Here is a 13,585-nt window from a genome sequence, read left to right as displayed (position 1 = left end):
TACCGCGGTCAGCCGGCGAGCTTCGCCAGGGTGGCGTCGACGCGGGCCAGGGTGCGCTCACGGCCGAGCACTTCGAGGGACTCGAAGAGCGGCAGGCCGACGGTGCGGCCGGTGACGGCGACGCGTACCGGGGCCTGGGCCTTGCCGAGCTTGAGGCCGTGGGTCTCGCCGGCGGCGAGGACCGCGTCCTTCAGGGCCTCGGCGTTCCAGTCGGCGGCCGCCAGGTTCTCCCGGGCGGTGGTCAGCAGCGCCGAGGCGGCGGCCGGGTCCTTCATCGCCTTCTGCCAGGACGCCTCGTCCTCCACCGGCGTGTCGAGGAAGAGGAAGTCGACGTTGTCGGTGATGTCGGAGAGCACGGTCAGACGGGTCTGCGCGTGCGGCGCGACCGTCTCGAAGGCGGCCTGGTCGAACGCCTCGGGCGTCCAGGGGGCGAACGGGGCCTTCAGCCACGGCCCGCAGGCCTCGACGAACGTCTTCACGTCCAGCATGCGGATGTGGTCGCCGTTGATCGACTCGGCCTTCTTGAGGTCGAAGCGCGCCGGGTTGGCGTTGACCGCGTCGATGTCGAAGGCGGCCACCATCTCCTCGACGCTGAAGACGTCGCGGTCGGCGGAGAGCGACCACCCGAGCAGCGACAGGTAGTTCAGCAGGCCCTCGGGGAGGAAGCCGCGCTCCCGGTAGAGGTTGAGGGAGGACTGCGGGTCGCGCTTGGAGAGCTTCTTGTTGCCCTCGCCCATGACGTACGGCAGGTGGCCGAAGTGCGGGGTGGTGCCGTTGCCGACCCCGATCTCGGCGAGCGCGCGGTAGAGCGCGATCTGGCGCGGGGTGGAGGACAGCAGGTCCTCGCCGCGCAGCACGTGCGTGATCTCCATCAGCGCGTCGTCGACCGGGTTGACCAGCGTGTAGAGCGGGGCGCCGTTGGCCCGGACGATGCCGTAGTCGGGCACGTTGTCCGGGGTGAAGGTCAGCTCGCCGCGCACCAGGTCGGTGAAGGTGATCGTCTCGTCGGGCATGCGGAAGCGGACGATCGGCTCGCGGCCCTCGCGCTCGTACGCGCCGGCCTGCTCGGCGGTGAGGTCGCGGCAGTGGCCGTCGTAGCCGGAGGGACGGCCGGCGGCGCGGGCGGCCTCGCGGCGCTCGTCGAGCTCCTCGGTGGTGCAGTAGCACTTGTACGCGTGGCCGGACTCCAGCAGCTTCGCGGCGACGTCCTGGTACACGTCCATGCGCTGCGACTGCCGGTAGGGCGCGTGCGGGCCGCCGACCTCGGGGCCCTCGTCCCAGTCGAAGCCGAGCCAGCGCATGGCCTCCAGCAGCTGCTGGTACGACTCCTCCGAGTCGCGGGCGGCGTCGGTGTCCTCGATGCGGAAGACCAGGGCGCCCTGGTGGTGCCGGGCGAACGCCCAGTTGAACAGGGCGGTGCGGACCAGGCCCACGTGGGGGTTGCCGGTCGGCGAGGGGCAGAAACGTACGCGTACGGGAGCTGCGCTAGTCACGCTTGATCACCTTGTTGGTGAGAGTGCCGATGCCTTCGATGGTGACGGCGACCTCGTCGCCGACGTGGAGCGGGCCGACGCCCGCCGGGGTGCCGGTGAGGACGACGTCGCCCGGGAGCAGCGTCATGGCCTCGGTGACGTGGACGATCAGGTCCTCGACGGACCGGATCATCTGGCTCGTGCGGCCGGACTGGCGGAGTTCGCCGTTGACGGTCGCGGTGACGGCGAGGTCGTTCGCGGCGGCGAGGTCGAGGCCGGTCTCGATCCAGGGGCCGATGGGGCACGAGGAGTCGAAGCCCTTGGCGCGCGCCCACTGCTTCTCGGCCTTCTGGGCGTCCCGCGCGGTGACGTCGTTGGCGCAGGTGTAGCCGAGGACGACCTCGGCGACGCGTTCGCGCGGGACCTCGCGGCACATCCGGCCGATGACGACGGCGAGCTCGGCCTCGTGGTGCACCTCCTGCGAGAAGGAGGGGTACACGATGGGGTCGCCGGGGCCGATCACCGAGGTGGACGGCTTGAAGAAGGCGACCGGGACCTCCGGCACCTCGTTGCCGAGTTCGGCGGCGTGTTCGGCGTAGTTCCGGCCGATCGCGACGACCTTGCTGGGGAGCACGGGCGGCAGCAGCCGGACCTTGCTCAGCGGCACCTTGGTGCCGGAGCGCTCGTACTCGGCGAACGGGATGCCCTTGATGATGTCGAGGACGAGTCCGTCCGGGACGGACTCGTCGCCCTCGACGACGCCGAAGGCGACATTGCCGTCGATGGAGAACCTGGCGATGCGCACGGGAAGCAGCTCACCTCACTGGCCGGAGACTGACGCTCCAGGTTATCCCGGGGGTGGCTGCCCGACCCGCCCGCCGAGCCGCGCCTCAGGCGGTCGGCAGCTCCGTCAGCACGGTGCGGCGGGGGTTGGCGGTCTGCCGGGGAAGCACGACCGCATCCGTGGCCTCGACGGCCGGGGCGACCTCTGCGGTCCGCGTGTCCTCGGCGTCCGTCAGGTGCGCGAGGGTGGTGCGGCGCGGGTTGGCTATGGGTCGCATGATCATGGTCGTCTTCATGGGCCGGTCAGAACCTCGTGTTGTACCGGGCGCCTGGCAAGGCGCGGTTGACGTAGTACACGGCTGTGTCAAACGTCAATCTATCGGCGCCCATTCCCCGATCCGGATGCCCAATACAACTGACAGCGTGTGATTTTCCTCACGAACGCGAGGACAAGCAGGGCGAATCGGTCGGCCGGCCGATGCCCTCGAATCCGACATCACGGCTCATCCGGACTCTTCACCCCCGGTTGGCAGCAGCCGGGCAGCAGCCAAGGGGGTCGAACTCCCCTGGAGAAAGCCCGGATTGCCGGAAGACAGCCGAAAGCGCACCGACACCGTGTGATCCACCGGACGCGCTGAGTCACGTATTCCACTCGAAACCTGTCGGCCCTTGTTGGACGTCCGGCACTGTGCTGGAATTCCCCGGACCGCCGTATCAACAGATGCCGGCGCGCAGGGGGGAGCGTGCGATCGCCGAGCGGCGGCGGCCAATGGGTATCCGCCGGGGAGGGCGGGACTCCGAAGACTCGACACCGTCCTGCCGCCCGTGCGGGGGACGCCTGGTCCAGAGGTTGCGACGCTAGTGCAGGGACGTTTCAAGAGGGATGGCGGCGCTGCGGGCGACCCGGAGCAGCGCGGTGGGACCGAACACGGTCCTGCCCGCCGGGAGGAAACCGCAGACGCCGGAACCGCGGGCGCGCAGAGCGACGTCACGCCGGGACCTGGTGTGCGCACCGGCCCGAAGCACGGCTCCCGGATAGCCATGCGCAACTGGCGCATCAGCACCCGTCTGGTGTCGCTGCTCGCGCTGCCGGTGGTCGCGGCGACCACACTGGGTGCGCTGCGCATCCAGAGCTCGCTGGAGAACGTGCAGCAGCTGGAGGCAATGACCTCGCTGACCGACCTCACGGAGCAGGCGACCAAGCTGGCCGCCGCGCTCCAGGAGGAGCGAGACGTCTCCGCCGGCCCGCTGTCCAGCACGCCCGTGGACAAGGACGACGACAACATCGAGGCCGCGAGGGAGAAGACCAAGCTCGCGCGCACGGCGTTCGTCAACGCCGCCAACCAGGTCTCGCCGGACCTCACGGGTGTCAACGCCTCGATCACCACGATCAACCGGCAGCTCGGCAGCCTGGGTCCCATCCGAGAGCGTGCCTACGAGCAGCCCGAGTACATCGCGCAGACCGCCAGCGAGTACAACGAGCTGATCCAGTCGCTGATCGACCTCTCCCAGGAGATGGCCGAGGCGACCGGTAACCCGGACATGATCTCCAGTACCCGCGCGCTGGCGGCCTTCTCGGCCGCCAAGGAGTTCGACTCCATCCAGCGCGCCGTGATCAGCGCCGCGCTGGCCCACAACCACCAGCTCAGCTCCAACGACTTCCGCTACCTCCAGGGCACCTTCCGCTCCGAGGCCACGGAGCTGAAGCAGTTCACCCAGATCTACGGCCGGTCGAACGCCGAGACCCTCCTCAAGGGCCTCAACGGCGGCAACGACGTCGTCAACACCGTCAACGACCAGGCCGCCCGCATCACGGCGTCCGAGTCCAGCATCCAGAACTTCCAGGGCGGCTACCTGGACTGGGACGACGCGGCCAAGACCAAGCTCCAGGTCATGGGCCAGATCGAGCAGACCCTTCTGCAGCAGATGCAGCAGAAGGCCCTGACGCTGCGCGACGAGGCCCAGCAAGAGGCCATCCTCAGCGGTGCGCTGATCCTCCTCGTGCTCGGCATCTCGGTCGTCGGCGCCTTCGTCGTCGCCCGGTCCATGGTCCGCTCGCTGCGCCGGCTGCAGGACACCGCCCAGGAAGTCGCCCAGAAGCGACTGCCCGAGCTGGTCAAGCAGCTCTCCGAGTCCGACCCGCAGGACGTCGACACCTCGGTCGAGTCGATCGGCATCCACACGCGCGACGAAATCGGCCAGGTGGCCCGCGCGTTCGACGAGGTCCACCGCGAGGCCGTCCGTCTCGCCGCCGAGCAGGCGCTGCTGCGAGGGAACGTCAACGCGATGTTCACCAACCTCTCGCGCCGCAGCCAGGGCCTGATCCAGCGTCAGCTGAGCCTGATCTCCGAACTGGAGTCCCGCGAGGCCGACCCGGACCAGCTGTCCAGCCTCTTCAAGCTCGACCACCTCGCGACCCGTATGCGCCGGAACGGCGAAAACCTCCTCGTCCTCGCGGGCGAGGAGCCCGGCCGCCGCTGGACCCGCCCGGTCCCGCTGGTCGACGTCCTCCGCGCCGCGGCCTCCGAGGTGGAGCAGTACGAGCGCATCGAGCTCACCTCGGTGCCCGCGGTCGAGGTCACCGGCCGAGTCGTCAACGACCTCGTCCACCTGCTCGCAGAGCTGCTGGAGAACGCGACCTCGTTCTCCTCCCCGCAGACCAAGGTGCGGGTCACCGGTCACGCGCTGCCCGACGGCCGCGTGCTGATCGAGATCCACGACACCGGCATCGGTCTCTCCCCGGAGGACCTCGCCGACATCAACGAGCGGCTCGCGAACCCGCCGACGGTGGACGTCTCCGTCTCCCGCCGCATGGGTCTGTTCGTGGTCGGCCGCCTGTCCCTGCGGCACGGCATCCGGATCCAGCTCCGTCCGTCCGACTCGGGCGGCACCACCGCGCTCGTCATGCTGCCGGTGGACGTCACCCAGGGCGGCGCCAAGCCGCAGCCGGGCGCGGGCAACCGCGGCCAGCAGCCGGGCGGTGCCCCCGCCGCGGCTCCGGGCGGTCCTCCGCCGCCGGCCATGGGCGGCGGCGCCGGCACGGGCCTCGCGGGCATGCACCGCGGTGGCCAGCGCGGCCAGGTCTCCGGTTCCGGGGCCCGTCCGGCCCTCAACTCCGGTCCCGGCATGGGCCCGCAGGGCGGCCGTCCGGCCGGCCCCGGCGCCCCCGCGGCCCCCGGCCCGCAGCGCTCCGGCCCGAGCTGGGCCAACGAGCAGGTCCCCGGTGGCCAGGGCCGTCCGCAGCAGCCCCAGCGGCCCGCGGCTCCCCCGCAGCGTCCGGCGGCCCCGCAGCCGATGGGCGCGGCCCACGGCCCCGAGGCCGACATGCCGCGCGGTCACGAGGAGCTGGAGTCCACGGCGCAGTTCGAGCGCCCGGACTTCAACGCGATGCCGCACACGGGGCCGGCGTACGGCGGCCCCCAGGCGCCGCAGGCCCCGCACATGCCCCAGGCTCCGCAGATGCCGCAGCAGGGTGGCCATGTCCCGCAGCAGCAGGGCCAGTTCACCCGCAGCGACGTCTTCCAGCGCCCCGCGGCCCCGCAGGCGCCCCAGTACCCGCAGGCCCCCCAGGCGCCCCAGTACCAGCAGGCGCCGGAGGCACCGCAGTACCCGCAGGCGCCCCAGTACCCGCAGGCCCCCCAAGCGCCGCAGTACCAGCAGGCGCCGGAGGCCCCGCAGGCCGCTCCGGCGGCCCGGCAGGGTCCGCGGCACTCCGGGGCCTACGCCCAAGAGCCGGGTATACCGCAGCAGCGTCCCGCGGCTCCGCAGGCCGACCGGCACCCGCTGCCGGCCGCCAGCGAGCCGATGGCACTGCCGCCGGCCCCGATCCGCGCGGACGAGCCCAGCCCGATCTTCGACTCCCTCGAGTCGGACTGGTTCCGTACCGGCCGTGCGGAGCGCATGCAGCAGGTGCACGTCGAGAGCGGCCCGGTCGCCCCGCAGCCGAACGGCAACGGCATGAACGCCGGAGCGCCCACCCGGCCGCCGCAGCGTCCGCAGCAGCCCGCGCCGCAGCACCACCCGCAGCAGCCCGCGCCGCAGCGGGCCCGCGCCGAGCACCCCGCGCCGCCCGCGCACCCGGCACCGCCCACGCAGCCGCCGCAGCCCCCGCGGCGCGAGCCGGCGTCGTGGCGCTCCTCGCCGAACGACGAGGTCTGGGAGCGCGCCGGTCAGGTGCGCCAGCCGTCCGCCGGCGGGGTCACCCCCTCCGGTCTGCCGCGGCGGGTCCCCAAGGCCAACCTCGTCCCGGGAGCCGGTGCTCCCCAGCAAGCCCCACAGGGCGGTCCGCAGATTTCCCGGGCCCCCGACGACGTGCGCGGACGCCTGACCAACCTCCGTCGCGGTATCCAGCAGGGCCGCCAGGCCGGTACGGGAACGACCGACGGCCGCGGCTTTGGCACCACTCACCAGCAGGAGCGTTAGTTGAGTCAGATGAGCCAGGCGGCACAGAATCTGAACTGGTTGATCACCAACTTCGTGGACAACACCCCCGGGGTGTCCCACACCGTGGTCGTATCCGCCGACGGCCTGCTGCTGGCCATGTCCGAGGGTTTCCCCCGTGACCGCGCCGACCAGCTGGCCGCGGTGGCCTCCGGCCTGACCTCGCTGACCGCGGGCGCGTCCCGCATCTTCGAGGGCGGCAGCGTCAACCAGACCGTCGTGGAGATGGAGCGCGGCTTCCTCCTCCTGATGTCGGTCTCGGACGGGTCCTCACTCGCCGTCCTGGCGCACCCCGAGTGCGACATCGGCCTCGTGGGCTACGAGATGGCCCTGCTCGTCGACCGAGCGGGCGCCGTCCTCACCCCCGACCTGCGCGCAGAACTCCAAGGCAGCCTGATGGGCTGAGCTCTCCGGAGCCCGGCCGAATGCACGCCCCATGACTACTCGCGACACGCGTCCGCTCTTACCCGGAGGACCATTCATGACCCCGCCGCCCGCCTCGCCCGGCCCGTACGGCGCGCCCCACCATGCGCCGTACGGGGATGAAGGCGACCAGCCGCTGGTGCGGCCGTACGCCATGACCGGTGGTCGCACCCGGCCCCGCTACCAGCTCGCCATCGAGGCGCTGGTCAGCACCAGCGCGGACGCGAGTGCCTTCCAGGGGCTACTCCCCGAACACCAGCGCATCTGCCACCTGTGCATGGAGATCAAGTCGGTCGCCGAGATCTCCGCACTGCTGGGGATCCCGCTGGGAGTGGCCCGGATTCTGGTGGCCGACCTGGCTGAGGCCGGTATGGTCGCCATCCACCAGCCGAGCAGTGGCGAGGCCGGCGGACAGCCTGATGTGACACTGCTCGAAAGGGTGCTCAGTGGACTTCGCAAGCTCTAGGCCGGGGCAGCAGGCGGCGTACGGTGCGCCGCCCGCGGCCCGGTCCACCACCTCGGCGAAGATCGTGGTGGCGGGTGGCTTCGGCGTGGGCAAAACCACGTTCGTCGGAGCGGTCTCGGAGATCAACCCGCTCCGCACGGAGGCCGTGATGACCTCGGCGTCCGCGGGCGTGGACGATCTGACGCACGTGGCCGACAAGACCACCACGACCGTCGCGATGGACTTCGGTCGTATCACGCTCGACGACGACCTGATCCTGTACCTGTTCGGTACGCCGGGCCAGGACCGCTTCTGGTTCATGTGGGACGACCTGGTCCGCGGTGCCATCGGCGCCGTCGTCCTGGTCGACACCCGCCGGCTGGCCGACTGCTTCCCCGCGGTCGACTACTTCGAGAACAGCGGCCTGCCGTTCGTCATCGCCCTCAACGGCTTCGACGGCCACCAGCCGTACACGCCCGACGAGGTCCGGGAGGCGCTGCAGATCGGCCCGGACGCCCCCATCATCACCACGGACGCCCGGCACCGCGCCGAGGCGAAGAGCGGCCTCATCACGCTCGTGGAGCACGCGCTGCTCGCTCGCCTCAAGTAAGCGTTCCAGCTTGCCACTTCGCGTATGGACCGGCTGTGTCTTTTGACATGGCCGGTCCTTCTGTTCATAACGTTTCGACCGCGAATCGGAACAACCCGAACACCCCCCGCGCCCAGTCGGCTTCACTGCGCACACATCGAACCGGTGAATTGCCACCGCTTTACGCTTATGCCCGTTTTAACCGGCGCGTGATCATGGGTTCGCAGTCCTCGCCGGACGTTTGTGGAGCACCCCCATGACGTGCTGGAATTCATCGAAACCCGAGAGTAGGAACGGCGCCGCCCGCGCCGTCGCCGAGAGGTTGTTGGTCGAGTGAGGAACACGAGGCGAGCAGAGCCGGGTCCCGCGGACCACCCGCGTGGCAATTTCACCCCGCCTGCGCGGTACGGCACGGCGCAGGCCACAGACCCCGAGTCCGGCACCGCTCCCGAGCCGGTGGCGAGCACGGGCAGCCGGTTCGCCATGCGCAACTGGCGGGTGGCAACCCGTCTGAACGTCATCCTCCTCATCCCGGTGCTGGTCGCCCTGGTCTTCGGCGGCTTCCGGGTGCAGAGCTCGGTGCAGACCTGGCAGGACGCGGACGACGCCGTACGCACCGCCAGCGCCGTGAGCGCGGCCGTGGACTACGCGAACGCCATCCTGAACGAGCGCGACCTCAGCGTGGTTCCCCTGCTGGCCGGCGACGCCGACAACAAGAACGTCGTCGCGACCCGTGCGGCCACCGACCAGGCCGCCGCGAAGTTCGACGCGGCCGTCGCCCAGCTGCCCGTGACCGACCGGCTGCAGCGCCGCGTGGAGAACATCCGCGAGGGCGAGAAGGTCCTGGCGAAGCTGCGCGACACGGCCTTCACCCGGCAGCTCCCGGGCGTGCAGACCGAGGAGAAGTACGTCGAGGTCCAGCACCCGCTGATGGAGCTCGCGAACGAGCTGGGCTACGGCACCGACAGCATCGCCTCCTACGGCCGCACCCTCTACGCGCTCGAACTGACCAAGGCCGCCGAGTCGCTGACCCGCTCCATCGGCACCCACCTGCTGGTCGAGGACCGCGACAAGCTGGCCGACGGCGAGCTGCAGCTCCAGCTCACCGCCTTCACCTCGTACGCCTACCTCCAGCAGGTCGCCCTCGAGGAGTACCGGGGCGGCGGCACGGACGCGGACTACCGCCGGCTGCTCGACGAGCAGGCCGCGGCCCTGGAGAAGGGCAAGGCGCAGGCCGCCCAGGCCGCCCAGGCGGCCAAGGACGCGGGCCAGCCCTTCAAGGCGCCGCCGAACCTCGAGACCATGATCAAGCTGATCGCCTCCGGCCAGGGCCCCGAGCAGCTCAAGTCCCAGGGCCTGACCGTCGAGAGCTGGTTCGGCGCGAGCACCCTCGCGTTCGACGCCTACAAGAACGTCGAGCAGCACCTGGCCGACCAGGCGTACAGCGACGCGAACGACCTCGCCAACAGCGCCCGCATCGACGCGATCGTCAACTCCGCCGTCGTGCTGGTGGCGCTGATCATCGCCTTCATCGTGGCCGCGATGGTCGCCCGCTCCATGAGCAACAGCATGCGCCGCCTGCGCACCTCGGCCTTCGAGGTCGCCGAGCAGCGCCTGCCCGGCCTGGTCGACCAGCTCTCGCGCACCGACCCGGGCAAGGTCGACACCCGCGTCCAGGCGATCCCGATCACCTCCAACGACGAGATCGGCGAGGTCGCCCGCGCCTTCGACCAGATCCACCGCGAGGCCGTACGGCTCGCCGCCGAGCAGGCACTGCTCCGCGGCAACGTCAACGCGATCTTCACCAACCTCTCCCGCCGCAACCAGGGCCTCATCCAGCGCCAGCTGACGCTGATCACGGACCTGGAGAACAACGAGGCGGAGCCGGACCAGCTGGCGAACCTCTTCAAGCTGGACCACCTGGCGACCCGTATGCGCCGCAACGGCGAGAACCTCCTGGTCCTCGCGGGCGAGGAGCCCGGCCGCCGCTGGAACCAGCCGGTCCCGCTGGTCGACGTGCTCCGCGCCGCGGCCTCCGAGGTGGAGGCCTACGACCGCATCGAGCTGGTCGGCATACCGGAGACCGAGATCCACGGCACCGCCGTGACCGACCTCGTGCACCTGCTCGCCGAGCTGCTGGAGAACGCCACCACCTTCTCCTCGCCGCAGACCAAGGTGCGGGTCACCGCCACCCGGCTGCCCGACGGCCGCGTCATGGTCGAGATCCACGACAAGGGCATCGGCCTCACCGCAGAGGACTTCGCGGACATCAACCACAAGCTGGCCGACCCGCCGACCGTCGACGCGTCGATCTCCAAGCGCATGGGCCTGTTCGTGGTCGGCCGCCTCGCCGACCGGCACGGCATCCGCGTCCAGCTCCGCCCGTCCGGCGAGCAGGCCGGCACCACCTCGCTGGTCATGCTCCCCGAGCCGATCACCCACGGTGGCGGTGGCGAGGAGATGCCGCTGGACGACGACTTCACCGTGTCCCGGATCGTGCCGGAGCTCGAGACCCCGCAGTTCGCCGCCTACGGGCCGACCGCCGCGGAGCTCGGTTTCGACGACTCGCGCTACGAGCGCGCCGAGGCACCGGAGGACGCCCGCTCGCTCGACCCGGTCGGCCGTTCGCTCATGCGCGACCAGCGCCGCGCCCAGCTCGAGGCCGCGGCCGGCGACCGCACCGCGGAGCGCCCGCCCTTCGAGGGCGAGGCGCAGGAGCAGGTCTTCCAGGAGACCGCCGCCGAGGCCGCGTTCCAGGAGACCCCCTTCCAGGACAACGGGTTCCAGGACAGCGGCTTCCAGGACAACGGTTTCCCCGCGAACGGCTTCGACGGGCAGGGCTTCCAGGAGCCGCAGGCCCAGCCGTTCCAGGAGCAGCACGGCTACGACGCCCAGCCCGCCTTCCAGGAGCCGGCGTACACCGACGGCGCCTTCGCCGAGCAGGGGTACGCCGCTCCGCAGAACGGCTACGCCGCCCAGGAGGACTGGCAGCAGCAGAACGGCTACGCGCAGGAGCAGTGGACGGCGACGCCCGGCGACCTGCCGCAGACGGCCCAGCCGCAGGGCTTCCCCGGGCAGCCCGCGACCGATTCCGCCGCAGCCGCCCCCTTCGAGGCCCCGGACCGCGTAGGCTTCGACCGACCGGGTCCGACCACCGGCCCGCTGCACTCCTCGGTGACCGACGCGGGCCTGCCGCGCCGCGACCGCGGGTGGCAGCAGTCCGGCCAGGCGGTTCCGGCGCAGCCGGAGCCCCAGGCGGCGGAGGCCTTCCCGGCGCAGCCGGCGCCCTCCGCTCCGGCGCCGGACGGGGAGTCCGACTGGCGCTCCACGAACGACGAGAACTGGCAGCGGGCCGAACAGGCCCGCAAGCCCAAGGCGGGCGGGGTCACCCCCTCCGGCCTGCCCCGGCGGGTCCCCAAGGCCAACCTGGTCCCGGGCACCGCACAGCAGACTCCGCAGGGCGGCCCCATGGTCTCCCGTGCACCCGAGGACGTCCGCGGCCGGCTGAGCAATCTCCGGCGCGGTGTCCAGCAGGGACGCACTGCGGGAACTGACACGAACGGCCAGGGCTTCGGCCCCAAGCACCAGGAGCGTTAGTTGAGTCCGATGAGCCAGGCGGCACAGAACCTGAACTGGTTGATCACCAGTTTCGTGGACCAGACCCCAGGGGTCTCCCATACGGTTGTGGTCTCTGCCGACGGCCTGCTGCTGGCGATGTCCGAAGGATTCCCGAGGGACCGCGCGGACCAGCTGGCCGCGGTGGCCTCCGGTCTGACCTCGCTGACCGCGGGTGCCTCGCGCATCTTCGAGGGCGGCCACGTGAACCAGACCGTCGTGGAGATGGAGCGCGGCTTCCTCTTCATCATGTCCGTCTCGGACGGGTCCTCGCTGGCCGTGCTGGCGCACCCCGAGTGCGACATCGGCCTCGTGGGCTACGAGATGGCCCTGCTGGTCGACCGGGCGGGCAACGTGCTCACCCCCGATCTGCGTGCGGAATTGCAGGGCAGCCTGCTCAACTAACGGACAGGCATGCGGGCGCGTCTGGGGACCCGTAGGGTTTTCAGACGCGCTACCCAGCTGGAGGAGGAACCGTGGCAACGCCCCCAGGCGGAGATCAGTACGGCAATCACCAACAGCAGCCGCCCCTGAAGCGGTTCAACTTCCCCTCGGCACCGAGCCAGGAGCCACCCCCCTCCCACGGTGGGGGGAACCCCGGCCCCATGCCGCCGCACCGGCAGCCGAGGATCCAGCCGTACGAACCCCCGCAGGCGCCACCGCCTCGGACAGCTCAGACCGGGCGCGCCAGGACGCCGTCCGGTCTGGTACGCCCCTACGCCATGACCGGAGGCCGCACCCGGCCGCGCTACCAGCTCGCCATCGAGGCACTGGTCAGCACGACCGCCGATCCGGCCCAGCTGCGGGGCCAGTTGCCGGAGCACCAGCGGATCTGCATCCTCTGCCGGGAGATCAAGTCGGTCGCGGAGATCTCCGCGCTCCTCTCCATCCCCCTCGGCGTCGCCCGAATCCTCGTCGCCGACCTGGCGGAGGCCGGGCTCGTCGCCATTCACCAGCCCGGTGGCGACGATGCCTCGGGCGGACAGCCAGACGTGACACTGCTCGAAAGGGTGCTCAGTGGACTTCGCAAGCTCTAGCGGTCCAGCTCGCTCAACCACCTCGGCGAAGATCGTGGTGGCGGGCGGCTTCGGCGTGGGCAAGACCACGTTCGTCGGTGCCGTATCGGAGATCAACCCGCTGCGTACCGAAGCCGTGATGACCTCCGCCTCCGCGGGGATCGACGATCTGACGCACGCGCCGGACAAGACCACGACGACCGTGGCGATGGACTTCGGCCGCATCACCCTGGACGAGGACCTGATCCTCTACCTGTTCGGTACCCCGGGCCAGGACCGCTTCTGGTTCATGTGGGACGACCTGGTGCGCGGCGCCATCGGCGCGGTCGTCCTCGTGGACACCCGCCGGCTGGCCGACTGCTTCCCCGCGGTCGACTACTTCGAGAACAGCGGCCTGCCGTTCGTCATCGCCCTCAACGGCTTCGACGGCCACCAGCCGTACAACCCGGAGGAAGTCCGCGAGGCCCTCCAGATCGGTCCCGAGGCACCCATCATCATCACGGACGCCCGGCACCGCGCCGAGGCGAAGAGCGCGCTCATCACGCTGGTCGAGCACGCGCTGATGGCGCGCCTGCGGTAGCGGTCCCCGCTCCCGCGACGACGCGAAAGGCCCCGCACGGGATGTGCCGGGCCTTCGCGTCGTCCTCGCGCCCGGGACGGCGACCACCCGGCCCGTACGACGACGGCGGCGCGGCACCCGGGAAGGGAGCTCATCGAGGTGCGCTCATATGACGACATTACGGTCGAACTGACGCGGGGGCGTGCGGTGATGTGGGGGAGCGCGGATCAAGGGGCGGAGAAA

11 protein-coding genes are annotated in these 13,585 nt (G+C 71.0%); 8 read left to right on the top strand and 3 right to left on the bottom strand.

Annotated features, from left to right (window positions below; translation table 11 throughout):
- Positions 1–8 precede the first annotated feature (8 nt).
- From gltX to ABZ479_RS34025, 3 genes are all read right to left on the bottom strand, one after another.
- The gene (gene gltX / locus ABZ479_RS34035; protein ID WP_500465158.1) at positions 9–1,493 is read right to left on the bottom strand and encodes a glutamate--tRNA ligase; all 1,485 of its coding nucleotides are present in this window, start codon (positions 1,491–1,493) and stop codon (positions 9–11) included.
- Positions 1,486–2,277 (bottom strand): fumarylacetoacetate hydrolase family protein, encoded by a 792-nt coding sequence (locus ABZ479_RS34030; RefSeq protein WP_500465157.1) that lies wholly within the window; start codon positions 2,275–2,277, stop codon positions 1,486–1,488. The genes gltX and ABZ479_RS34030 overlap by 8 nt, the downstream gene beginning before the upstream one ends.
- 85 nt (positions 2,278–2,362) lie before the next feature.
- Complete coding sequence (locus ABZ479_RS34025; RefSeq protein WP_499602236.1) at positions 2,363–2,551, bottom strand: hypothetical protein; 189 nt, start codon at positions 2,549–2,551, stop codon at positions 2,363–2,365.
- A gap of 565 nt (positions 2,552–3,116) precedes the next feature.
- Between ABZ479_RS34025 and ABZ479_RS34020 the strand changes: the two genes are divergently transcribed.
- The 8 genes from ABZ479_RS34020 (at position 3,117) to ABZ479_RS33985 (ending at position 13,363) form a co-directional block, all read left to right on the top strand.
- Complete coding sequence (locus ABZ479_RS34020) at positions 3,117–6,677, top strand: sensor histidine kinase (RefSeq protein WP_500465156.1); 3,561 nt, start codon at positions 3,117–3,119, stop codon at positions 6,675–6,677.
- 9 nt (positions 6,678–6,686) lie between these two features.
- Entirely contained in the window at positions 6,687–7,100 is a 414-nt protein-coding gene (locus ABZ479_RS34015) for a roadblock/LC7 domain-containing protein (RefSeq protein ID WP_018562063.1), read from the top strand.
- Between the two features lie 76 nt (positions 7,101–7,176).
- Positions 7,177–7,584 carry a DUF742 domain-containing protein gene (locus tag ABZ479_RS34010; protein WP_018562062.1) on the top strand — a complete coding sequence of 136 codons (408 nt, stop codon included), beginning with the start codon at positions 7,177–7,179 and terminating at the stop codon, positions 7,582–7,584.
- Positions 7,565–8,173 (top strand): GTP-binding protein, encoded by a 609-nt coding sequence (locus tag ABZ479_RS34005; RefSeq protein ID WP_500465155.1) that lies wholly within the window; start codon positions 7,565–7,567, stop codon positions 8,171–8,173. The genes ABZ479_RS34010 and ABZ479_RS34005 overlap by 20 nt, the downstream gene beginning before the upstream one ends.
- Positions 8,174–8,635: 462 nt before the next feature.
- Positions 8,636–11,749, top strand: a complete 3,114-nt coding sequence (locus ABZ479_RS34000; protein WP_500465192.1) for a sensor histidine kinase — start codon at positions 8,636–8,638, stop codon at positions 11,747–11,749.
- Between the two features lie 9 nt (positions 11,750–11,758).
- A complete protein-coding gene (locus ABZ479_RS33995) occupies positions 11,759–12,172 on the top strand; it encodes a roadblock/LC7 domain-containing protein (RefSeq protein ID WP_018562059.1) in 414 nt (137 codons plus the stop codon).
- A gap of 71 nt (positions 12,173–12,243) precedes the next feature.
- Positions 12,244–12,804 carry a DUF742 domain-containing protein gene (locus tag ABZ479_RS33990; protein WP_499602242.1) on the top strand — a complete coding sequence of 187 codons (561 nt, stop codon included), beginning with the start codon at positions 12,244–12,246 and terminating at the stop codon, positions 12,802–12,804.
- On the top strand, positions 12,785–13,363 hold the full coding sequence (locus ABZ479_RS33985) for a GTP-binding protein (RefSeq protein WP_089224993.1): 579 nt from the start codon (positions 12,785–12,787) through the stop codon (positions 13,361–13,363). The genes ABZ479_RS33990 and ABZ479_RS33985 overlap by 20 nt, the downstream gene beginning before the upstream one ends.
- The last annotated feature ends 222 nt before the right edge of the window (positions 13,364–13,585 follow it).

It is taken from the genome of Streptomyces sp. NPDC005722, assembly GCF_040630935.1.
Classification (GTDB): Bacteria; Actinomycetota; Actinomycetes; order Streptomycetales; family Streptomycetaceae; genus Actinacidiphila.
Note: the sequence above shows the minus strand (reverse complement) of the source record. Positions and strands in the feature narration are given on the sequence as shown.